Source organism: Thauera sp. JM12B12 (genome assembly GCF_039614725.1).
Lineage (GTDB): Bacteria > Pseudomonadota > Gammaproteobacteria > Burkholderiales > Rhodocyclaceae > Thauera.
Genome location: NZ_CP154859.1, coordinates 2,236,042 through 2,254,899, shown reverse-complemented (window position 1 = coordinate 2,254,899; position 18,858 = coordinate 2,236,042). Strand labels below are relative to the sequence as shown.

Sequence of the window (18,858 nt, the reverse complement as noted above, 5' to 3'; positions counted from 1 at the left end):
CCATGGATCTCGCCTACACCCCCCGGCAGAAAGCCTTCCGCGAGGAAGTGCGCGCCTGGCTCGCGGCCAACCTGCCGCGCGAGCCGCTGGCCAGCTACGACACCCGCGAGGGCTTCGAGCAGCACCGCGAATGGGAGCGCAAGCTGTTCGACGCGCGCCTGTCGATGGTGATCTGGCCCGAAGCCCTGGGTGGCCGCGGCTGCGACCTCATCGAATGGCTGATTTTCGAAGAGGAGTACTACGGCGCTGGCGCGCCGATGCGGGTGAACCAGAACGGCCAGCTGCTGCTCGGCCCGACGCTGATCGAGTTCGGCACCGAGGCGCAGAAGGCGCGCTTCCTGCCGCGCATGGCCTCGAGCGAGGACATGTGGGCGCAGGGCTGGTCCGAACCCAATGCCGGCTCCGACATGGCGGCGATCACCAGCAAGGCCATCCTGTCGGCCGACGGCACGCATTACGTGGTCAATGGCCAGAAGACCTGGTCGACGCGGGCGAGCTTCGCCGACTGGCTGTTCGGCCTGTTCCGCAGCGACCCAGGCTCGAGCCGCCACCACGGCCTGTCCTACCTCGCGGTGCCGCTGGACGCGCCCGGCGTGACCATCCGCCCGATCCAGGCGCTCAACGGCAAGCAGGCCTTCGCCGAGATCTTCTTCGACGACGTCAAGGTGCCGGTGGAGAACCGCATCGGTGACGAGGGCCAGGGCTGGCATGTGGCGATGGCCACCGCCGGCTTCGAGCGCGGCCTGCTGCTGCGCTCGCCGGCGCGCTTCCAATACACCGCGCGCAAGCTGGTCGAGCTCTACAAGGCGAACCGCGAGGTGGCCGACCGCGACCCGAGCATCCGCGACGCCGTCATCGAGGCCTGGACCGGCACCGAGGCCTACGCGCTGTCGGCCTACCACACCGTCGGCCGCCTGGCGAAGGGCGCCCGCATCGGCGCCGAGGCCAGCACCAACAAGATCTACTGGTCCGAGCTCGACCTGAAGATGCACGAGACCGCGATGCGCATCCTCGGCCCCTTCGCCGAGCTCACCGGCGACGCCCCGGAGGCGGTCGAGGCCGCGCGCTGGCTGGATGGCTTCCTGTTCGCCCAGGCCGGGCCGATCTACGCCGGCACCAACGAGATCCAGCGCAACATCATCGCCGAGCGCATGCTCGGCCTGCCGAAATAAGGAAGGGGCCGCCATGGACTTCACCTTCACCGACGACCAGCTCACCTTCCGCGAGGCGGTGAGCCGCTTCCTGATGACCGAGGCCGCCCCCGAGCGGCTGCGCGAGATCTGGGACACCGACACCGGGCGCTCGCCCGAGCTGCGCAAGAACATCGCCGAGCAGGGCCTGACCGCGCTGTCGGTACCGGAGGACTGCGGCGGCCTGGGCATGGACGACGTCGCCTGGGCGCTGATGACGCAGGAACTCGGCTACTACGCGCTGCCGGATTCGCTTGCGGATGCCGCCTACGTCGCCGCCGGCCTCATCACCGCGCTGCCTGCCGGCACCGCGTCGCGCGAGGAATGGCTCGCCCGCATCGCCGAGGGCAGCATCCGCATCGCGGTCGGCCATCCGGTCAACCCGCTGGTGGCCGACGCCAACCCGGCCAACCTGCTGCTGCTCGCCGACGGCGACGCGGTGCATGCCGTACCGCGCGAGCAGGTCGAGGTCGAGGCCAACCCCAGCATCGACCTGTCGCGCCGCCTGGCGCGCGTGCGCTGGACGCCGGCCACCGCCACCCTGATCGCCGACGGCGAGACCGGCCGTGCGCTGTGGGCGCAGACGCTCAACCGCGGCGTGCTGTCGGCCGCCGGCCAGCTGCTCGGCCTGGCGCAGCGCATGCTGGACCTGTCGGTCGACTACGTCGCCCAGCGCAAGCAGTTCGGCAAGCCGATCGGCAGCTTCCAGGCGGTCAAGCACCATCTGGCCGACGTCGCCACCAAGATCGAGTTCGCCAAGCCGGTGCTGTACCGCGCAGCCTACGCGCTCGCCCACGGCGAGGCCGGTGCCGATGCGCGCGTCTCGCACGCCAAGCTCGCCTGCGGCGAGGCCGCCTGGCTGGCCGCACGTCACGGCATCCAGGTGCACGGCGCGATGGGCTACACCTGGGAAGTCGATCTGCAGATGTTCATGAAGCGCGCCTGGGCGCTCGATGCGTCCTGGGGCGACCGCGGTTTCCACAAGGCGCGCGTCGCCAACGCCATCCTGGTCGAGGGCGCGGCCCTCGGCCCCGGCCAAACTTTCGAGGAATGAAGATGGCGCAAGCCTCCAATCAAGCCTACATCGTCGATGCCCTGCGCAGCCCCACCGGCAAGCGCAAGGGCGGTCTGTCCCACGTGCATGCGATCGACCTCGGTGCGCATGTCCTCAAGGCGCTGGTCGAGCGCAACGCCATTCCCGCCGATGAATACGACGACGTGATCTTCGGCTGCGTCGACACCATCGGCTCGCAGGCCGGCGACATCGCGCGCACCGCCTGGCTGGCCGCCGGCCTGCCGCTGAACGTGCCCGGCACCACGGTGGACCGCCAGTGCGGCTCCTCGCAGCAGGCGGTGCACTTCGCCGCCCAGGCGGTGATGAGCGGCACGCAGGACGTGGTCGCGGTGGGCGGCGTGCAGACCATGACGCAGATCCCGATCTCGTCGGCCATGCTCGCCGGTCAGCCGCTCGGCTTTCCCGACCCGTTCTCGGGCAGCAAGGGCTGGAAGGCGCGCTTCGGCGACCAGCCGGTGAACCAGTTCTATTCCGCGCAGCGCATCGCCGACCACTGGCAGTGCAGCCGCCGCGACATGGAGGTCTATGCGCTCGAGAGCCACCGCCGCGCGCTGGCCGCGATCGCCGAAGGCCGTTTCGAGCGCGAGATCGTCGGCCTGGAGGGCGTGACGAAGGACGAGACGCCGCGCGTGTCCACGCTCGAGAAGATGGCCGAGCTGGAACCGGTCGGCCCCGAGTACCCGTCGATCACCGCCGCGGTGTCGAGCCAGACCTGCGACGCCTCGGCCGCGCTGCTGGTGGTGTCGGAGGCCGCGCTCAAGCGCTACAAGCTGACGCCGCGCGCGCGCATCCACCACCTGTCGGTGATGGGCGACGACCCGATCTGGCACCTCACCGCGCCGATCCCGGCCACCCGCGCCGCGCTCAAGAAGGCCGGCATGCGCATGAGCGACATCGACGTGGTCGAGATCAACGAGGCCTTCGCCTCGGTCGTCATGGCCTGGCAGAAGGAACTCGACTACGACCCCGCGCGCATGAACCCCAACGGCGGCGCGATCGCGCTCGGTCATCCGCTCGGCGCCACCGGCGCCCGCCTGATGACCGCGCTGCTGCACGAGCTGGAACGCAGCGGCGGCCGCTATGGCCTGCAGACCATGTGCGAAGGCGGCGGCCAGGCCAACGTCACCATCATTGAACGGCTGTAAGAGAAGGGATCGACATGGGAATTTGTGAAGGACGCACCGTCATCATCACCGGCGCCGGCGGCGGCCTGGGCCGCGCCTATGCGCTGGCCTTCGCAGCCGAGGGCGCCAACGTGGTGGTCAACGACATCCGCAAGGAGGCCGCCGACGCCGTCGTGGCCGAGATCACCGCGGCAGGCGGCAAGGCGCTCGCCAACGCCGACGACATCACCCGCATCGAGACTGCGCAGCAGATCGTCGACGCCGCCGTGGCGGCCTTCGGCGAGGTGCACGTCGTCGTCAACAACGCCGGCATCCTGCGCGACCGCATGTTCATCAGCCTGTCGGAAGACGACTGGGACCAGGTCATGCGGGTGCACCTGAAGGGCCACTTCTGCCTCGCCAACATCCTCGGCAAGCGCTGGCGCGACCAGGCCAAGGCCGGCAACAAGATCGCCGCGCGCATCATCAACACCAGTTCCGGCGCCGGCCTGCAGGGCTCGGTCGGGCAGTCGAACTACTCCGCGGCCAAGGGCGGCATCGCCGCGCTCACCCTGGTGCAGGCTGCCGAGCTGGCGCGCTACGGCGTCACCGCCAACGCGCTCGCCCCGGCCGCGCGCACCTCGATGACCGAGAGCGCGATGCCCGACGTGGTCAAGGCGCCCGAGACCGGCTTCGACGCCTGGGCGGCGGAGAACGTGGCCCCGCTGGTGGTCTGGCTGGGCAGCGAACTGTCCTCCCACGTCACCGGCCAGGTGTTCGAGAGCCAGGGCGGTCGCATCTCGGTGTGCGACGGCTGGCGCACCGGCCCGCAGAAGGACAAGGGCGCGCGCCTGACGGTGCAGGAAGCCGGGGCCATGGTCGATGAACTGATGAAGCAGGCCGTGCCTGCGCAGAAGGTATGGGGAACCTGACATGAGCGAACGGGCGGTGGAGCAGGGGCGTCGTGATTTCCTGAAGGCGGGTGCAGCGCTCGGTGGCGCGGCGGCTGTGGGTCTGGGTGGGGCCAAAGCGGCTGGTGCTGCGGGTACCGCTGCGGCCGCCACGCCTGCGGCTCTGCCACTGCCCGAGTACGAGCAGTGGGACGCGACCGAGATCGCGCTGCGCATCCGCCGCGGCGACGTCAAGCCGAGCGAGGTGCTCGAGGCGGCGATCGTGCGCGCCGAGGCCTACGCGGCGATCAACGCGGTCACCGTGCCGCACTTCGATCTCGCCCGCGAGTCCGCCCGGGCGCTGGATGCGGCCGGGCAGGCCGAGCGCGCGGCGCGCCCGGCCTTGTCCGGCGTGCCTTTCGCGCTCAAGGACCTCGGCATCGCCCTCAAAGGCACGGTCACCACCAACGGCTGCGCCTTCTTCAAGGACGCCGTCGCCGACCACGACTCCACCCTGGTGCAGCGCTACCAGGCGGCGGGCCTCAACATCTTCGCCAAGCTCGCCTCGCCCGAGTTCGGCCAGACCGCCTCCACCGAATCGCGCCTGTTCGGCGCCACCCGCAACCCCTGGGATCTGGAGCGCAGCTCCGGCGGATCCTCGGGCGGCGCCTCGGCGGCGGTGGCCGCGGGCGTGCTGCCGGCGGCCCATGCCAGCGACGGCGGCGGCTCGATCCGCATCCCGGCTTCGCACTGCGGCCTGTTCGGTCTCAAGCCCAGCCGCGGCCTCATCCCGATGGGGCCGAAGTCGCTCGAAGGCTGGCTCGGCCTGTCGGCGCACAACGTGATCAGCCGCAGCGTGCGTGACACCGCGCTGCTGATGCAGCTCAGCCAGGGCGCGGAGGCGGGCACCCGCACCGCACCGCCCACCGCCGACCTGCTCGCGGCGCTCGAGCAGGCACCGCGCGGACTCAGGATCGGCCTGTTCCAGACCAACCTGTTCGGCGCCGGTGTGCACGCGGAGTGCATCGAGGCGTCCAGCAAGGCGGCCACGCTGTGCACCAGCCTCGGCCACCACGTCGAGCCGATCGACCTGTCGGCGCTGCCCTTCCTCGAAATGGCGGGCAGCATGGGCGTCGTCACCGCCAGCGGCATGCTCTACACCGTACAGGCGCGCGAGAAGGCGATCGGCCGCGAGGCGCGCGAGGACGAGTTCGAGCCGATCGACTGGCAAAGCATGCAGAAGGCCAAGACCTACACCGCGCAGCAGGTCTTTGCCGCGCGCACGGTGTTCGATCGGGGTGGCCGCGTGTTCGATGAGCTGTTCTCGCGCTACGACCTGATCCTGTCGCCGACCACGGCCGCGCTGCCGCCCAAGCTCGGCGAGCTCTCGCTCGACCAGCCCTTCGAGAACTTCGCGCGCCGGGCGGTGCTGGCCTCGGCCTTCACCTCGATGTTCAACATGACCGGGCTGCCGGCGATGTCGGTGCCGCTGCACTGGAGCGCGGAAGGCCTGCCGATCGGCGTGCAGTTCGCCGCGCCCTATGGTGGCGAGGCGCGCCTGATCGCACTGGCCGCGCAGCTCGAGAGGGCCGCGCCGTGGGCAGATCGCCGCCCGCCGCGGCTGGGCTGATCGACGCGGAGCGCGGCCTTGGCTTACACACTGACGGGCCTGGAAGGCAAGCTCGCCGTCGTAACCGGCGCGGGGCGGATGCGCAGCATCGGCCGTTCGATTGCGGTCGAGCTCGCGCGCGCGGGCTGCGACCTCGTCATCACCGGCAGCGGCCGCTCGCCGGATTCCTTTCCGGATGACGAGAAGCAGGCCGGCTGGCGCTACATCGATTCGGTCGCGGAGGAGATCCGCGCGCTGGGCCGACGCGCGCTGCCGGTGGTCAGCAACGTCGCCGACCCGGACGCCGTGACCGCCCTGGCCGACACGGTGATGCGCGAGTTCGGCCGGGTGGATTTCGTCATCAACAACGCCGGCGCCGCGCGCGCGGGCGACCGCGCGCCGGTGGTCGATGTCGATGCTGCCGCCTGGCGCAAGGTCATCGACGTCAACCTGAACGGCAGCTTCTACATGAGCCAGGTGTTCGGTCGCAGGCTGATCGAGCAGGGCGAGGGCGGCGCCATCATCAACATCTCGTCGGTGGGCGGCAAGCTGATGGCGCCCAACACGGCCGCCTACGCCGCCAGCAAGGCCGGGGTGCATGCCCTGACCGCGGCGATGGCGGGCGAGGTGGGGCGCTACGGCATTCGCGTCAATGCGATCTGCCCGGGCATCGTCTCCACGTCCCGCCTGGACGACCTGTCGCCCGCGCAATGGGACGCCATCATCGACACCTACGTGCCCCTGAAGCGCGCCGGCGCGCCGGCGGAAATCGCCAGCATGGTGGTCTATCTGTGCAGCACCCAGGGCGCGTGGATCAGCGGCCAGCTCTACAGCGTCGATGGCGGGCAAGTGGCTGGGCGATAGGCGATCCGCAGCCGCCCGGCGCATGTCCGGACCTCATTCCCAAGGAAAACCGATGAATACATCCGCCTCACAGGGCGTTGCCGTCGTCACCGGCGCCAGCCGCGGCGTGGGCCGCGGCGTGGCCGAAGCGCTCGGCGCGGCCGGCATGACGGTCTACGTCACCGGGCGCAGCACCACCGACGGCGCATCGCGCATCGGCGACACGCCGCTGCACGGCACCATCCACGACGCCGCCGCCGCGGTCACCGCCGCGGGCGGGCAGGGCATCGCGGTGAATTGCGACCATGGCGACGACGCCCAGGTGAAAGCGCTGTTCGAGCGCATCGAGCGCGAGCAGGGCCGCCTCGACATCCTGGTGAACAACGCGCTGTGCATCGACGACAGCCTGATCGAGCCCGGCCCGTTCTGGACCAAGCCGCTCGCCCAGGCCGACATGTTCGGCGTCGGCTTGCGCTCGAACTACGTCGCCGCCTGGCATGCCGCGCCGCTGCTGCTGAAGGCGGGGAAAGGGCTGGTCGCGTTCACCTCCTCGTATGGCGCCGGCTGCTACATGCACGGCCCGGCCTACGGCGCGCAGAAGGCCGGCTGCGACAAGATGGCCGCCGACATGGCGGTGGATTTCGAAGGCACCGGCGTGGCGGCGGTCTCGTTGTGGCTGGGTGTGCAGCGCACCGAACGCACCGAGATCGCCGCCCGCCTGCGCGGCGACGCCTACGGCGACTTCATGGCGCGCAGCGAAAGCCCGCAGTTCGTCGGCCGCGTCATCCATGCGCTGTGGCGCGATCCCGAACGGGCCGCGCTGACCGGGCACACCCAGATCGTCGCCGAGCTCGCGCAGCGCTATGGCGTGCGCGACGAGGACGGCCGCGAGCCGCCGACCTGGCGCAACATCCTCGGCGCGCCGTGCGCCTTCCATCCGGCGCGAGTGAGCTGAGGGCGCGGGGCCATGACGCTCGAACAACGCATTGCGCGGCTCGAGGCGCTGGAAGCGATCCGCCAGCTCAAGCACCGCTACCTGAACGCCTGCGACCTCAAGGAGGTCGAGACCATCCGCGACTGCTTCGCCAGCGGCCCGATCGTGGTCGATTTTGAAGCCGTCGGCCGCTTCGAGGACCGCGACAGCTTCGTCGCCCTCTACCAGTCGCTCGCCTGCCACCCGCGCGTGCGCGACAGCCACCACGGCGCCAATCCCGAGATCGAGCTGCTCGGCGAGGACCATGCGCGTGGGCGCTGGGCGCTGGCCTATTTCAATCTGGATGCCGAAACTGGTGCCACCCGTCGGCTGGGCGTGATGTACGACGACGAATACCGTCGCATCGATGGCGCGTGGAAGATCGTGGCGACGCGGTCGCGGATACTGGCGGCGGTGTAGTCGGCGCTTTGGCAAGCGCGCCGGCATGCGGTGGCGGTCAGAGATGGCGGCCAGTGTCCATGCGCTCATGCAGTACGCGCATCACAACGGTCACCCCCTGATCGATGCGGAAATAGACCCAGTGGTGTTCTACCCGGCAGCGCCGGTAGCCCTTGCGGATATGGTCGCAAGCCGGCGCGGAGAGGGGCTTCCGGGCAAGCTGTTCGAAGGCTGCGTTGAGAAGATCCAGGTATCGCTCTGCCTGCGCAGCACTCCATCGCAGCGCCGTGTAGCGCCAGATGTCTTCCAGATCACGAACCGCTGCTGGCGAGAGTTGGAACTTAGCCATGCTCGGCTTTCATACGTGCTTTGAAGGCCTCAAGATCAAAGGGCTGTGCGGGTCCGCTGTTCTCGCCCTCGATCAGAGCAGCACGGATCGCTTCGGTTTGCGCCGTGCGCGCCTGTTCACGACGAATCAGGTCGCGGATGTATTCACTGTCGTTCGTGTAATGCCCCGCCTCGATCTGCGCTTTGATCCAGCGATCCTGCTGGTCGGTCAAGGTGATGGTCTTGCGTACGACAGACATAATGATCTCCTGGAGAAAGCGCCCTTAATCATACTAGTGGTGCAATTATTGTCCATCTTGATGCCGGGTTGCTTGTCACCACTGTGTATCCAAGTGGCAGGCTCGACTATTCCGAGCTGGCCCCAGAGCAGGTTGGCTGTACTCTTCTTGTCGCGTAAATCTGACCGAGGTGCAACCATACAGGTCGCCAAGTGGGGCAATTCACTCGCCGTCCGCCTGCCTGCGGCGGTGGTTCAGGCACTCGACCTGAAGGAAGGGGACGATATCGAGCTGCATGTCGTCGGCGAGCGCTCGATCGAGGTCGCACGCAAGACGCCGCCTCAGGAGCTGCTAAGCCGCCTGCGTAGACTTCGTGGCCGGCTTCCTGCGGATTTCCGCTTCGAGCGCCTCGAGACCAACGATGCCGACCGCGAGCGCTGAACCGATCCTGCGGGTGTTTTCACCCGCTGCTAGATCGCTTGGCTCATTGCCCTGCAGCCTTTTCGAGCAAGGCCAGTCCTTCGCCGAAGTAGCCGATGTTGGAGAGGCAAAGGCGATGGGGTCGTCGCAGGGATGGCGGGTGAAACCCGCCTTCGTTCGTCCGCTTACTGCGGGGACGCGGGACCGTCGCCGTCGCGCGAGGCGGGTGCGCTCAGCTTGCGAAGCGTCAGCGCGCAGCGTTGTTCGATCAAGGCGACGATGCTTTCAACGACGCCGTTCCCGGCAAAACCATGCGCGCGGTCGGATTGGAGCGCACGCGCGGCGCGGGGCAGCGCGCTTGCCAGTTCCAGGATGCGCCGCCGCGCCTGCGCCTTGGCGAGCCCCGCACCCTCGGCGAATTGCTCCCAGTGCCGTGCCTCGACTTCGCTGAACTTGTACTTGCTGCCGATCTTCATCGCCATCTTTGGCGTCAGGGTCGGATAGACGGCGGTCGAGAGCGTGTCGTAGAGCGGGGCCAGGACCGGCGCCCTGCCCGAGTAAAGCAGCGAGAAGTTCTTGGCGTGCGCGTCGTGATTGCCGATGAGCGCGTTGAAGATCACGTAATCGAACAGGCGCAGCAGCTGTGGTGCACTTGGACGTGTCGCACGGCGTACCAGATCGAAGCATTGCGCCAGGTCCGGCCCGCCCCCGTTCTGATACTTCATCTCGGGCACCACGCCGAGTGCCTGGCAGAAATCTTCCTGGTGGAGGCGTCGCCGGCGCCCCTGCGGATCCAGCACACGGTCGTAGCGTTCGACCAGCAGGAAGGGGCGATGCAATGTCGTTCTGGCCCGAGACCTGGAACTGCCGCGCGATAAGGCGACGCATCTGTCCTTCCGGCAGCAGGCCGGCGAAGAAGGGGCGCGTCGCGCGATCGTCGAACGGCTCGGCCCGCAGAGGCAGCGAGTGCGACAGGGCCACTGCGTTCGGCCGCGACAGCCAGCCGGGGGCGTAGCAAAAGCCGAGGCGCCCACCGACCAGCGCCAGGGTGCCGACGCGGTCGGAGAACAGCCAGACCTCCAGTTCATGCGTCATGGCCGCTGCCCTCTGTCGAGTGATCGACTTCCGCTGCGGGCAGACCGCTCAACTGGAGTTCTCCTCCGAGCGCATCGATCACCCGCAGGACATTCTCCAGTCGCACGGTCGGCTTGCCCGCTTCGAGGTCGACGATGAAGCGCACACCCACGCCCGCGGCCAGCGCCAGCTGAGGCTGGGTCAGACCGAGCTGCTTGCGGGCGGCACGCAGTGCGTTGCCGAGTTGCTGGGGGGAGCGGATGGATGTCATGGCTTGCCTTGTTTCCCGTTCGGGAAATTATGGGCTGGGATTCTGCGTTGCGCCAGCGATATTTACCGATCGGGAAACATGTACTCAGAGAGCCGGATCAGGAGGAAGAAATTTACCGATCGGGAATCCACCCCTGCGGTGGCACCGTCCGTTTTGACGATGCCGCGCCCCTGCGACCTCCCTATAAATGGGGCCATATCCACCCTTCGAGGTTCGCGCCGTGAAAGAAGCTCCCGCCTACGTCCCCGGTCACCAGTTGCTCGCTGGCAAATCCGTCCTGATCACCGCAGCGGCCGGCGCCGGCATCGGCTTTGCCGCCGCGCGCAAATGTGCGGAGGAGGGCTGCCGCGCGCTGATGATCTCCGACATCCATCCGCGCCGCCTGGAAGAGGCGGTCGCCAAGCTCAAGGCCGACACCGGGCTGCAGAACGTCTGGGGCCAGCTGTGCAACGTCACCAATGAAGAAGAGGTGCAGGCCCTGGTCGCCGCAGCCGAGGACAAGCTCGGCGGCGTCGACGTGCTGATCAACAACGCCGGCCTGGGCGGCGAGAAGCGCGTCACCGAGATGAGCGACGAGGAGTGGAGCCGGGTGCTCGACATCACGCTCACCGGCACCTTCCGCATGACGCGCGCGATGTTGCCGCACATGGAAAAGCGCGGCCGCGGCGCCATCGTCAACAACGCCTCGGTGCTGGGCTGGCGCGCGCAGAAGGGCCAGGCCCACTACGCCGCGGCCAAGGCCGGCGTGATGGCGCTGACGCGCTGCTCGGCGGTGGAAGCGGCCGAGCATGGCGTGCGCATCAACGCGGTGTCGCCGTCGATCGCGCTGCATGAGTTCCTGAAGAAGGCCTCGAGTGAGGAGCTGCTCGCCCAGCTCGCCAGCCGCGAGGCCTTCGGCCGTGCCGCCGAGGTGTGGGAAGTGGCCAACGTGATGGTCTTCCTCGCCAGCGACTATGCGTCGTACATGACGGGCGAAGTGCTCTCCGTCAGCTCGCAGCACGCTTGAGGGCGCGGCGATGACCATGGTTTTCTCCAGCGCCGAGCAGCTCGTCGCGGCCGAGGGCCAGGACCTGGGCACGACCGACTGGGTCGCGCTCGACCAGGGCCGCATCGACCAGTTCGCCGATGCCACCGACGACCACCAGTGGATCCACGTCGACCCGGTGCGCGCCAAGGACGGCCCCTTCGGCGCCTGCATCGCGCACGGCTACCTGACGCTGGCGCTCGCCAACCTGTTCCTGCCGCAGCTGATCCGCGCCGACAACCTGAAGATGGGCGTGAACGTCGGCTGCGACCGCGTGCGTTTTCCGGCGCCGGTCAAGGCCGGCTCGCGCATCCGCGGCCGCGGCGAGATCCTGAAGGTCGAGCGCATCAAGGACGCGGTGCAATCCACCGTGCGCGTGACCATCGAGATCGAGGGCAGCGAGCGCCCGGGCTGCGTCGTCGACACCATCAGCCGCTACACCTTCAACGATTGAATTCCCGAGAGAGAGCATCGCCATGACCGAAGCCGTCATCGTTTCCACCGCCCGTACCGCGCTCACCAAGTCCTTCCGCGGCTCCTTCAACGACACCGAGGCGCCGGTGCTGGGCGGCCATGTGGTGCGCGCCGTCGTCGAGCGTGCCGGCATCGAGCCCGCCGCGGTCGAGGACGTGATCATGGGCGCCGCCGTGCAGCAGGGCACCCAGGCCTACAACATCGGCCGCCTGTGCGCCTACACCGGCGGCCTGCCGGACACCGTGCCGGGCATGGCGCTCGACCGCATGTGCGCCTCGGGCCTGATGACGATCGGCGTCGCCGCCAAGAACATCCTGGCCGGCGAGATGAAGATCGCGGTGGCCGGCGGCGTCGAGTCGCTGTCGCTCACCCAGACCAAGCACAAGAACACCTACCGTGCGCAGTCCGAGGCGGTGAAGGCGATCGTGCCCGCGGCCTACATCCCGATGCTGGAGACGGCCGAGATCGTGTCGGCGCGCTACGGCATCTCGCGCGCCGCGCAGGACGAGTTCTCGCTGCAGAGCCAGCAGCGCACCGCCGCCGCGCAGGCCGCCGGCCTGTTCGACGCCGAGATCGTGCCGCTTGCGGCGAGGAAGCTCGTGTTCGACAAGGAAGGCAAGCCGGTGGGCCACGAGGATGTGGTCGCCACCCGCGACGAGTGCAACCGCGCCTCGACCACGCTGGCGGACCTCGCCAAGCTGAATCCGGTGGTGAAGGACGGCCAGTGGGTCAAGCAGGGCGAGTTCGTCACCGCCGGCAACGCCTCGCAGCTGTCGGACGGCGCCTCGGCCGCGCTGGTGATGAGCCGTGACGAGGCCGAGCGCCGTGGCATCGCGCCGCTGGGCGCGTATCGCGGCATCGCGGTGGCCGGCTGCGCGCCCGAGGAGATGGGCATCGGTCCGGTGTTCGCCATCCCCAAGCTGCTCGAGCGCTTCAACCTCAAGGTCAGCGACATCGGCCTGTGGGAGATCAACGAGGCCTTCGCCTGCCAGGTGCTGTACAGCCGCGACAAGCTCGGCATCCCCAACGACCGCCTGAACGTGAACGGCGGCGCGATCGCCATCGGCCACCCCTTCGGCATGTCGGGTGCGCGCATGGTCGGTCACGCGCTGCTCGAGGGCCGTCGCCGGGGCGTGCGCTACGTGGTGGTGTCGATGTGCATCGGCGGCGGCATGGGCGCGGCGGGCCTGTTCGAGGTGCTGTGATGAACCTGTCCGACGAACAGCGTGCGCTGCAGCAGACGGCGGCTGACTTCCTCGCCGCCCATACCAATGCGCGCAAGGAAGCGGATGCCGACGCCGAGCTGTGGTCGCGTATCGTCGAACTCGGCTGGGCGGCGGTACAGGTGCCGGAAGACCTCGACGGCCTCGGCCTGGGGCCGGTCGAGCTCGCGCTGCTGATGGAGGAGATGGGCCGGCGCCTGGCGCGCACGCCCTTCCTGGCCAACGTGGTGCTGGCGCAGACCGCGCTGCTGCAGGCCGGCACGGCCGAGGCGCAGCAGCGCGCGCTGGCAGCGCTGGCCTATGGCGAGCGCACCGCCACGCTGATCCTCGGTCCGGGCCTGGACGCGGCGCCGACGTCGTTGACGGTGAAGGCGCGTCGCGACGGCGAAGGTTGGGTGCTGGCCGGCGAGGCGGCCCAGGTGCTCGACGACGGGCTGCTGACCCACGCCTACGTGGCGGCTCGCATCGAGGAGGCGCCGGGCGTTGCGCTGTTCGAGCTGGCGGTGGACGCCGCCGGCCTGTCGCGCACACCGCTCGAGGTCTGGGACCTGACCCGTCCGCAGGCGCGCTGGCGCTTTGATGAAGTCCGGCTGACGGCCGATGCGCGCGTCGATGACCCGACGCGGGTGCTAGCCGGCCTCGCGCGCACGCGCGTGCTGGCGGCGCTGCAGGTGGCGGCCGAGCAGGTCGGCGGTGCGGCGCAGTGCCTGCAGCTCGCGGTCGATTACACCAAGGAGCGGGTGCAGTTCGGCAAGCCGGTGGCGAGCTTCCAGGCGGTCAAGCACCGCGCGGCCGAGATGATGGTGCGCATGGAGACCGCGCGCTCCACCGTGCTCGGCGTGACGGCCCGGGTGGCGCAGGGCGCGCAGGGGAACGAACTCGACGACGCCGCGCTGGCCGCGGAGGTCGCCGCAGCGGGCGTGCAGGCCACCGAGGCCTATCGCTACTGCGCGCAGGAAGCCATCCAGCTCCACGGCGGGGTCGGCTTCACCTGGGAATACGACCCGCAGATGCACTTCAAGCGCGCGCAGTGGGCGAGCCAGTGGTTCGGCCCCACCCGCGACTGGCGCGAGGCGCTCGCCGCCCATCTGCTCGACGCCGCCTGACAGGACCGACAAGGACCGATGAGCATGAACGAACAGGAATTTCGCCAGGAGGTCGCCGACTGGATGGCGACCCACCTGGTCGGCCGCTTCGCCTGCCTGAAGCACCGCGGCGGCCCCGGCGACGAGGAAGCCTTCCCGGCGCTGCGCAAGGAATGGGAACAGGAACTGGCCGCAGGCGGCTGGGTCGGCCTGGGCTGGCCCAAGGAACACGGCGGGCGCGACCTGCCGCTCGCGCTGCAGCTCGCCTTCCACGAGGAATACGTGCGCGCCGGCGGGCCCGGCCGCATCGGCCACATCGGCGAGACGCTGATGGCGCCGACGCTGATTGCGCTCGGCACGCCCGAGCAGCAGCGCCGCTTCCTTCCGGGCATCCGCGAGGGGCGTGAATACTGGGCGCAGGGCTACTCCGAGCCGGGCGCCGGCTCCGACCTCGCCGCCATCACCACGCGCTGCTGGCAGGACGAGGACGGCCGCTGGCGGCTGCAGGGGCAGAAGGTGTGGACCTCGCTCGCGCACGAATCCGAATGGATCTTCGTCGTCGCGCGCAGCACGCCGGGCTCGGTGGGGCGGGAAGGCCTGTCCTTCCTGCTGGTGCCGCTGGCGCAGCCGGGCATCGAGATCCACCCGATCCGCCAGATGACCGGCGAGGCCGAGTTCAACTCGGTGTTCTTCGACGGCGCGGTGACCGAGGCCGACTGCATCGTCGGCAAGCCGGGCGAGGGCTGGAAGGTGGCGATGGCGCTGCTCGGCTTCGAGCGCGGCGTGTCGACCCTCGGCCAGCAGATGCACTTCATCCACGAGCTGCAGCTGGTGATCGACGTCGCCCGCGCCAACGGTGCAGCGCGCGATCCGGTGATCCGGCAGCGCATCGCCGACGCCTGGGTGGGCCTGCAGGGCCTGCGCTACAACGGCCTGCGCATGCTGGAAGAAGGCACCGGCTCGACCAAGGTCCGGCCCGAGGCGCTGATCTACAAGTACGCGTGGTCGAACTGGCACCGCGAGCTCGGCCAGCTGGCGATGGACGTGATCGGCGTGGCGGGCGACGTACGCTCGGACGACGACGCGGTGCGCCGCCTGCAGCAGGTGTTCTTCTTCTCGCGCGCCGACACCATCTACGCCGGCACCAACGAGATTCAACTCAACATCATCGCCGAGCGCGGGCTGGGCATGCCGCGCGGCTGAGCCGGCCGCGCCGGGCGGCTCTCGCGCTGCCCGGCCTTTCCATGGAGGTGAGGGGATGGCCATTCCCGAGATGTTTCGCGGGCGGCTCGCACTGCCGCTGATCGGCTCGCCGATGTTCCTCGCCAGCGGCCAGGAGTTGGTGCTGGCGCAGTGCAGGGCGGGTGTCGCGGGCAGCTTCCCGACGCTCAACGCGCGCACGCCCGAGCTGCTCGATCAGTGGCTGACGCGCATCGCGGCCGAACTTGCGCAGTGGGACCTCGAGCATCCGGATCGTCCGGGGGCGCCCTTCGGTGCCAACCTGATCCTGCACAGATCCAACCCGCGGCGCGAGGCCGACCTCGAGTGCGTCGTGAAGCACCGCGTGCCCTTCGTGATCACCTCGGTGGGGCGGCCGGATGCGGTGGTCGAGCGCGTGCACGACTACGGCGGGCTGGTGTTCCACGACGTCATCAACGTCGAGCACGCGCGCAAGGCCGCGGCCAGCGGCGTCGACGGACTGATCCTGGTGTGCGCCGGGGCGGGCGGCCACGGCGGCACGCTGTCGCCCTTCGCCCTGGTGGCCGAGGTGCGCGCCTTCTGGGACGGCCCGGTGGTGCTCGCCGGCGCCTTGTCCAGCGGGCGCGCGCTGCGCGCCGCCGAGGTCATGGGCGCCGACCTGGGCTACATGGGCACGCGCTTCATCGCCACCCGCGAGGCCGCGGCCGACGCCGGCCACAAGGACATGATCGTGCGCGACGGCGCGGCGGACATCGTCTACACCCCGGTGTTCAGCGGCATCTGGGCCAACTACCTGAAGAACAGCGTGCGCGCGGCGGGGATCGACCCCGACGCGCTCGCGGGCAGCCAGGACGGCGGCAAGGACGACCTCTTCGCCGCGCTCGACACCAAGCCCAAGGCATGGAAGGAGGTGTGGTCGGCCGGACAGGGCATCGGCAGCATCCACGACGTGCCCTCGGTGGCCGAGCTGGTGGCGCGCATGAAGCGCGAATACACCGAGGCCGCCGCGCAACCGGCCGCATTTGCCGAATCCGCCGGGATATCGGTAGCAGCGTCAGCCGGAGCATCGGCATGACCATGCAGTGGAAGATGATCTACCTCGCCTGCCGCAACCCTGCGCTGGCGCCCGAGGACTTTCCGCAGGCCTGGCGCGAGCACTCCGCGCTCGGGCGCGAATGCCGCAACGTGCAGGACAAGGTCAAGGCGGTGCGCCAGTGCTCGCGCGTGCTCGACCGCCCGGGTGTGCCGAACGGCGCCAGCCTAGACTACGACGGCGTCAACCTGCTGTCGCTGCGCGACCGCCAGGCCGCCGACGACATCTGGAACGACGAGGAGACGCTGCGCATCATGCGGCCCGACGAGCCGCGGGTGTTCTCGACCTACGTGCGCGACTTCACCCTGGTCGCGCACGAGCAGGTGCTGGTCGACGGCGCCGAGACCGGCGTGTGTCTGGTGCTGTTTCTGCGCGCGCGGCCGGAGCGCACCTTGCGGGCGCTTAACCTCGCCGACGCCCCCGCCGCGCCGTGGTCGGCTGCGACGCGCCTGGTCTGGAACGAGGTGGCAGGCGCGAGACCGCCCGGCTACGAATACGACGCGATCGTCGAGGCCTGGTACGAATCGGTCGATGCCGTGGCCGCAGCGTTCGCGGGTCCGCCGGTGTGGAACTGGCTACCGCCGGCCTTGGCGGACGCTGTCGACACCGCCGGATCGGTGTGCATGCTGACGCGGATCACGCACCGGCGGCCCTGAGCACCGTTTCAGTACGAGCGATCGAGCTTCCCGAGATCAAAGTCGAACTGGCGGTGATGGCGGATCGCGAGCAGGTGCACGGTCTCGGGCAGTCGTGCGTAGAGGATCAGGTAGTGGGTCAGTACGTACTCGCGGATGCAGCCTGTAGCGTCCAACGTGCGTAATGACTCGATCACCGCTTCGCGCTTGAGTTGTGCTTCCATCGAGTCGGCGGAGAGGGCGAGATGATCCCGTCCGATGTCGGGATGCCGCTCAAGCATGGGGATCACGCGTTCTGACAACTCATCCAGCAGTCGATCGAAGGCCTCGGGTACTTCGGCTCGAGTGAGAAAGGCTTCGATCTCATCCAGATTGCGCTCGAAGTTGCGCGTAATCCGCACCGCGATCGGCCTGCTCATGCTCGCGAGCGCACCTGCTTGCGCGCCGCCAGCGCTTCCCTCGCGTCACGCGTGCGGCCGGACGCAAGGTCCTGCAGGCCCCGCTGCACTTCGTCCAGCATCACCAGGTGGAGATGGGCTTGCTCCAGTCGATGGTAGTAGTCGAGCCGGTCAGCATCGACGAGCGCAACGTAGCTCTCACCGTTCTTGGTGATGATCTTCTCTGCACCGGCTTTGACCTGCTCGGCCAGTTCGGACAACTGCGCGCGCGCTGAAGTCAGCGACACGATGTCTTGGGCTGTGATCGTCATGGCAGAACCTCCATGTACAGAATTAAGTACTGAATTCTAGAGCATCGAGCGGACGGCGAACATCACCGTTCTTCAGGCGTATCCAGGTAGTGCAGGATGTTTGAGGCCACCGCTTCGGGCTGCTCCGGCAGCAGGGCGTGGCCGGCGTTGGCGATGACGTGGCGGGTCGCCCGCGCGCCGAGCTGTGCGGCAAGCTTCTCCGAGTCTGCGGGCGCGGCGGCCGTGTCGTCGGCCGGCTGCAGGATCAGCATCGGGGCCGACCCACCATGGCTCCAGCTCGAATAGGCCTGCGCGGTGGTCGCGCGTGTCTGGTGCAGCGCCGCGAGCGGATACCAGCCGGTGACCCAGGCCGCCGGCACCGTCTCGCCGGCGAAGAAGGCGAGCGCGATCGCCGCCTCCCGCGCCGCACCATCGAAGCCGAACACGGCCTTGCGGATCGCCGCGTTGATCTCGGGTGGTGGCGGCTTGCCGCCCCCCGCGGCCAGCAGGACGAGCTTGCGCACTCTTTCCGGATGCTTGAGGGCGAACACCCGGGCCACCCGGTTCCCGTACGCGTGGCCGATCACCGCGCGCGCAGCGGCGACGCCCTCGGCGTCGAGTACGGCGGCGACGTCGGCGGCGTAGTCAGCCAGGCTCACGTCCAGGGTACCGAACGCCGAACCCTCGATGCCCCGCGGCTGAACCGCGAGGCTGCGATAGCCGGCATCGGCCAGTGCCTCGGCCAGGCGGTTGAAGTCGGCGGCCGAGCGGGCGAAGCTGGGCAACAGCACCACCGCGTCCCCCTGTCCGAGGCGGTGATAGACCAGGTCGCCACCGGGGCCGGTGATCACGACCCGCTCGCCGGCGGCGGGCTGCGCCGGGCGGTCCTGCAAGACCGCCCCCAGGCCTGCAAGCAGCAGGATCAGGATGACCACGGTGAAGATCGCGCCACGTTTCAGGAGAAGCTTGGTATTCATCATGCGAAGGCCTGGTTTTCCAATCTCTGGGGTGGTGGATGGCGAC

Annotated in this window: 23 protein-coding genes; 16 read left to right on the top strand and 7 right to left on the bottom strand. The window is 69.1% G+C overall.

Annotated features, from left to right (window positions below):
• Positions 1-2 precede the first annotated feature (2 nt).
• Genes AAG895_RS10055 through AAG895_RS10020 form a run of 8 tightly spaced genes read left to right on the top strand, consistent with a single transcriptional unit; the run spans position 3 to position 8,103 of the window.
• Positions 3-1,172 (top strand): acyl-CoA dehydrogenase family protein, encoded by a 1,170-nt coding sequence (locus AAG895_RS10055; RefSeq protein ID WP_345791882.1) that lies wholly within the window; start codon positions 3-5, stop codon positions 1,170-1,172.
• A gap of 13 nt (positions 1,173-1,185) precedes the next feature.
• The gene (locus AAG895_RS10050; RefSeq protein ID WP_345791881.1) at positions 1,186-2,244 is read left to right on the top strand and encodes an acyl-CoA dehydrogenase family protein; all 1,059 of its coding nucleotides are present in this window, start codon (positions 1,186-1,188) and stop codon (positions 2,242-2,244) included.
• A gap of 2 nt (positions 2,245-2,246) precedes the next feature.
• Entirely contained in the window at positions 2,247-3,410 is a 1,164-nt protein-coding gene (locus tag AAG895_RS10045) for an acetyl-CoA C-acetyltransferase (protein ID WP_153169034.1), read from the top strand.
• Positions 3,411-3,424: 14 nt separating this feature from the next.
• The gene (locus AAG895_RS10040; protein WP_345791880.1) at positions 3,425-4,300 is read left to right on the top strand and encodes an SDR family oxidoreductase; all 876 of its coding nucleotides are present in this window, start codon (positions 3,425-3,427) and stop codon (positions 4,298-4,300) included.
• A gap of 1 nt (position 4,301) precedes the next feature.
• Positions 4,302-5,888, top strand: a complete 1,587-nt coding sequence (locus tag AAG895_RS10035) for an amidase (protein WP_345791879.1) — start codon at positions 4,302-4,304, stop codon at positions 5,886-5,888.
• An 18-nt stretch (positions 5,889-5,906) separates the two neighbouring features.
• The gene (locus AAG895_RS10030) at positions 5,907-6,731 is read left to right on the top strand and encodes an SDR family oxidoreductase (RefSeq protein WP_345791878.1); all 825 of its coding nucleotides are present in this window, start codon (positions 5,907-5,909) and stop codon (positions 6,729-6,731) included.
• A gap of 52 nt (positions 6,732-6,783) precedes the next feature.
• The gene (locus tag AAG895_RS10025; RefSeq protein WP_345791877.1) at positions 6,784-7,665 is read left to right on the top strand and encodes an SDR family NAD(P)-dependent oxidoreductase; all 882 of its coding nucleotides are present in this window, start codon (positions 6,784-6,786) and stop codon (positions 7,663-7,665) included.
• Positions 7,666-7,677: 12 nt separating this feature from the next.
• Positions 7,678-8,103 (top strand): nuclear transport factor 2 family protein, encoded by a 426-nt coding sequence (locus tag AAG895_RS10020; protein WP_345791876.1) that lies wholly within the window; start codon positions 7,678-7,680, stop codon positions 8,101-8,103.
• A gap of 37 nt (positions 8,104-8,140) precedes the next feature.
• On the opposite strand, the gene AAG895_RS10015 is transcribed toward AAG895_RS10020, so the two are convergent.
• Together AAG895_RS10015 and AAG895_RS10010 are read right to left on the bottom strand one after the other, a co-directional pair.
• The gene (locus AAG895_RS10015) at positions 8,141-8,431 is read right to left on the bottom strand and encodes a type II toxin-antitoxin system RelE/ParE family toxin (RefSeq protein WP_345791875.1); all 291 of its coding nucleotides are present in this window, start codon (positions 8,429-8,431) and stop codon (positions 8,141-8,143) included.
• Positions 8,424-8,669 (bottom strand): type II toxin-antitoxin system ParD family antitoxin, encoded by a 246-nt coding sequence (locus AAG895_RS10010; protein WP_345791874.1) that lies wholly within the window; start codon positions 8,667-8,669, stop codon positions 8,424-8,426. Before AAG895_RS10010 ends, AAG895_RS10015 begins: the two co-directional genes overlap by 8 nt.
• A 147-nt stretch (positions 8,670-8,816) precedes the next feature.
• Here AAG895_RS10010 and AAG895_RS10005 point away from each other — a divergent pair, with 147 nt between their 5' ends.
• Complete coding sequence (locus AAG895_RS10005; RefSeq protein WP_345791873.1) at positions 8,817-9,089, top strand: AbrB/MazE/SpoVT family DNA-binding domain-containing protein; 273 nt, start codon at positions 8,817-8,819, stop codon at positions 9,087-9,089.
• Between the two features lie 164 nt (positions 9,090-9,253).
• Here AAG895_RS10005 and AAG895_RS10000 read toward each other — a convergent pair whose 3' ends face one another.
• Both AAG895_RS10000 and AAG895_RS09995 read right to left on the bottom strand, forming a co-directional pair.
• Positions 9,254-9,868, bottom strand: a complete 615-nt coding sequence (locus tag AAG895_RS10000; RefSeq protein ID WP_345791872.1) for a HipA domain-containing protein — start codon at positions 9,866-9,868, stop codon at positions 9,254-9,256.
• Between the two features lie 284 nt (positions 9,869-10,152).
• Entirely contained in the window at positions 10,153-10,413 is a 261-nt protein-coding gene (locus AAG895_RS09995; protein WP_345791871.1) for a helix-turn-helix transcriptional regulator, read from the bottom strand.
• A gap of 220 nt (positions 10,414-10,633) precedes the next feature.
• Between AAG895_RS09995 and AAG895_RS09990 the strand changes: the two genes are divergently transcribed.
• From AAG895_RS09990 to AAG895_RS09960, 7 genes are read left to right on the top strand one after another with little or no spacing between them, the layout of a single operon-like run.
• On the top strand, positions 10,634-11,419 hold the full coding sequence (locus AAG895_RS09990) for an SDR family oxidoreductase (RefSeq protein ID WP_345791870.1): 786 nt from the start codon (positions 10,634-10,636) through the stop codon (positions 11,417-11,419).
• A 16-nt stretch (positions 11,420-11,435) separates the two neighbouring features.
• A complete protein-coding gene (locus AAG895_RS09985; protein WP_324525305.1) occupies positions 11,436-11,891 on the top strand; it encodes a MaoC family dehydratase in 456 nt (151 codons plus the stop codon).
• Positions 11,892-11,913: 22 nt separating this feature from the next.
• Positions 11,914-13,116: an acetyl-CoA C-acyltransferase gene (locus tag AAG895_RS09980; protein ID WP_345791869.1), complete on the top strand. Its 1,203-nt coding sequence runs from the start codon at positions 11,914-11,916 to the stop codon at positions 13,114-13,116.
• Positions 13,116-14,240, top strand: coding sequence for an acyl-CoA dehydrogenase family protein (locus tag AAG895_RS09975; RefSeq protein ID WP_345791868.1), 1,125 nt, complete (start codon positions 13,116-13,118; stop codon positions 14,238-14,240). The genes AAG895_RS09980 and AAG895_RS09975 overlap by 1 nt, the downstream gene beginning before the upstream one ends.
• A 24-nt stretch (positions 14,241-14,264) precedes the next feature.
• On the top strand, positions 14,265-15,422 hold the full coding sequence (locus AAG895_RS09970; protein WP_345791867.1) for an acyl-CoA dehydrogenase family protein: 1,158 nt from the start codon (positions 14,265-14,267) through the stop codon (positions 15,420-15,422).
• A 55-nt stretch (positions 15,423-15,477) separates the two neighbouring features.
• Positions 15,478-16,494, top strand: a complete 1,017-nt coding sequence (locus tag AAG895_RS09965; protein ID WP_345791866.1) for a nitronate monooxygenase — start codon at positions 15,478-15,480, stop codon at positions 16,492-16,494.
• A complete protein-coding gene (locus AAG895_RS09960) occupies positions 16,491-17,168 on the top strand; it encodes an EthD domain-containing protein (protein WP_345791865.1) in 678 nt (225 codons plus the stop codon). Before AAG895_RS09965 ends, AAG895_RS09960 begins: the two co-directional genes overlap by 4 nt.
• An 8-nt stretch (positions 17,169-17,176) precedes the next feature.
• On the opposite strand, the gene AAG895_RS09955 is transcribed toward AAG895_RS09960, so the two are convergent.
• The 3 genes from AAG895_RS09955 to AAG895_RS09945 form a co-directional block, all read right to left on the bottom strand.
• Entirely contained in the window at positions 17,177-17,566 is a 390-nt protein-coding gene (locus AAG895_RS09955) for a type II toxin-antitoxin system RelE/ParE family toxin (protein WP_345791864.1), read from the bottom strand.
• Positions 17,563-17,856, bottom strand: coding sequence for a type II toxin-antitoxin system Phd/YefM family antitoxin (locus tag AAG895_RS09950; RefSeq protein WP_345791863.1), 294 nt, complete (start codon positions 17,854-17,856; stop codon positions 17,563-17,565). Before AAG895_RS09950 ends, AAG895_RS09955 begins: the two co-directional genes overlap by 4 nt.
• A 62-nt stretch (positions 17,857-17,918) precedes the next feature.
• Positions 17,919-18,815, bottom strand: a complete 897-nt coding sequence (locus tag AAG895_RS09945) for an alpha/beta hydrolase (protein ID WP_345791862.1) — start codon at positions 18,813-18,815, stop codon at positions 17,919-17,921.
• Positions 18,816-18,858 lie beyond the last annotated feature (43 nt).

Coding starts and splice junctions, on each gene's coding strand:
- AAG895_RS10010 (WP_345791874.1), bottom strand. CDS start 8,669: ATGTCTGTCGTACGCAAGACCATCACCTTGACCGACCAGCAGGATCGC.
- AAG895_RS10045 (WP_153169034.1), top strand. CDS start 2,247: ATGGCGCAAGCCTCCAATCAAGCCTACATCGTCGATGCCCTGCGCAGC.
- AAG895_RS09955 (WP_345791864.1), bottom strand. CDS start 17,566: ATGAGCAGGCCGATCGCGGTGCGGATTACGCGCAACTTCGAGCGCAAT.
- AAG895_RS09980 (WP_345791869.1), top strand. CDS start 11,914: ATGACCGAAGCCGTCATCGTTTCCACCGCCCGTACCGCGCTCACCAAG.
- AAG895_RS09975 (WP_345791868.1), top strand. CDS start 13,116: ATGAACCTGTCCGACGAACAGCGTGCGCTGCAGCAGACGGCGGCTGAC.
- AAG895_RS09970 (WP_345791867.1), top strand. CDS start 14,265: ATGAACGAACAGGAATTTCGCCAGGAGGTCGCCGACTGGATGGCGACC.
- AAG895_RS10035 (WP_345791879.1), top strand. CDS start 4,302: ATGAGCGAACGGGCGGTGGAGCAGGGGCGTCGTGATTTCCTGAAGGCG.
- AAG895_RS09965 (WP_345791866.1), top strand. CDS start 15,478: ATGGCCATTCCCGAGATGTTTCGCGGGCGGCTCGCACTGCCGCTGATC.
- AAG895_RS10025 (WP_345791877.1), top strand. CDS start 6,784: ATGAATACATCCGCCTCACAGGGCGTTGCCGTCGTCACCGGCGCCAGC.
- AAG895_RS10055 (WP_345791882.1), top strand. CDS start 3: ATGGATCTCGCCTACACCCCCCGGCAGAAAGCCTTCCGCGAGGAAGTG.
- AAG895_RS10015 (WP_345791875.1), bottom strand. CDS start 8,431: ATGGCTAAGTTCCAACTCTCGCCAGCAGCGGTTCGTGATCTGGAAGAC.
- AAG895_RS09945 (WP_345791862.1), bottom strand. CDS start 18,815: ATGATGAATACCAAGCTTCTCCTGAAACGTGGCGCGATCTTCACCGTG.
- AAG895_RS09950 (WP_345791863.1), bottom strand. CDS start 17,856: ATGACGATCACAGCCCAAGACATCGTGTCGCTGACTTCAGCGCGCGCG.
- AAG895_RS10020 (WP_345791876.1), top strand. CDS start 7,678: ATGACGCTCGAACAACGCATTGCGCGGCTCGAGGCGCTGGAAGCGATC.
- AAG895_RS10050 (WP_345791881.1), top strand. CDS start 1,186: ATGGACTTCACCTTCACCGACGACCAGCTCACCTTCCGCGAGGCGGTG.
- AAG895_RS09960 (WP_345791865.1), top strand. CDS start 16,491: ATGACCATGCAGTGGAAGATGATCTACCTCGCCTGCCGCAACCCTGCG.
- AAG895_RS09985 (WP_324525305.1), top strand. CDS start 11,436: ATGGTTTTCTCCAGCGCCGAGCAGCTCGTCGCGGCCGAGGGCCAGGAC.
- AAG895_RS10040 (WP_345791880.1), top strand. CDS start 3,425: ATGGGAATTTGTGAAGGACGCACCGTCATCATCACCGGCGCCGGCGGC.
- AAG895_RS09995 (WP_345791871.1), bottom strand. CDS start 10,413: ATGACATCCATCCGCTCCCCCCAGCAACTCGGCAACGCACTGCGTGCC.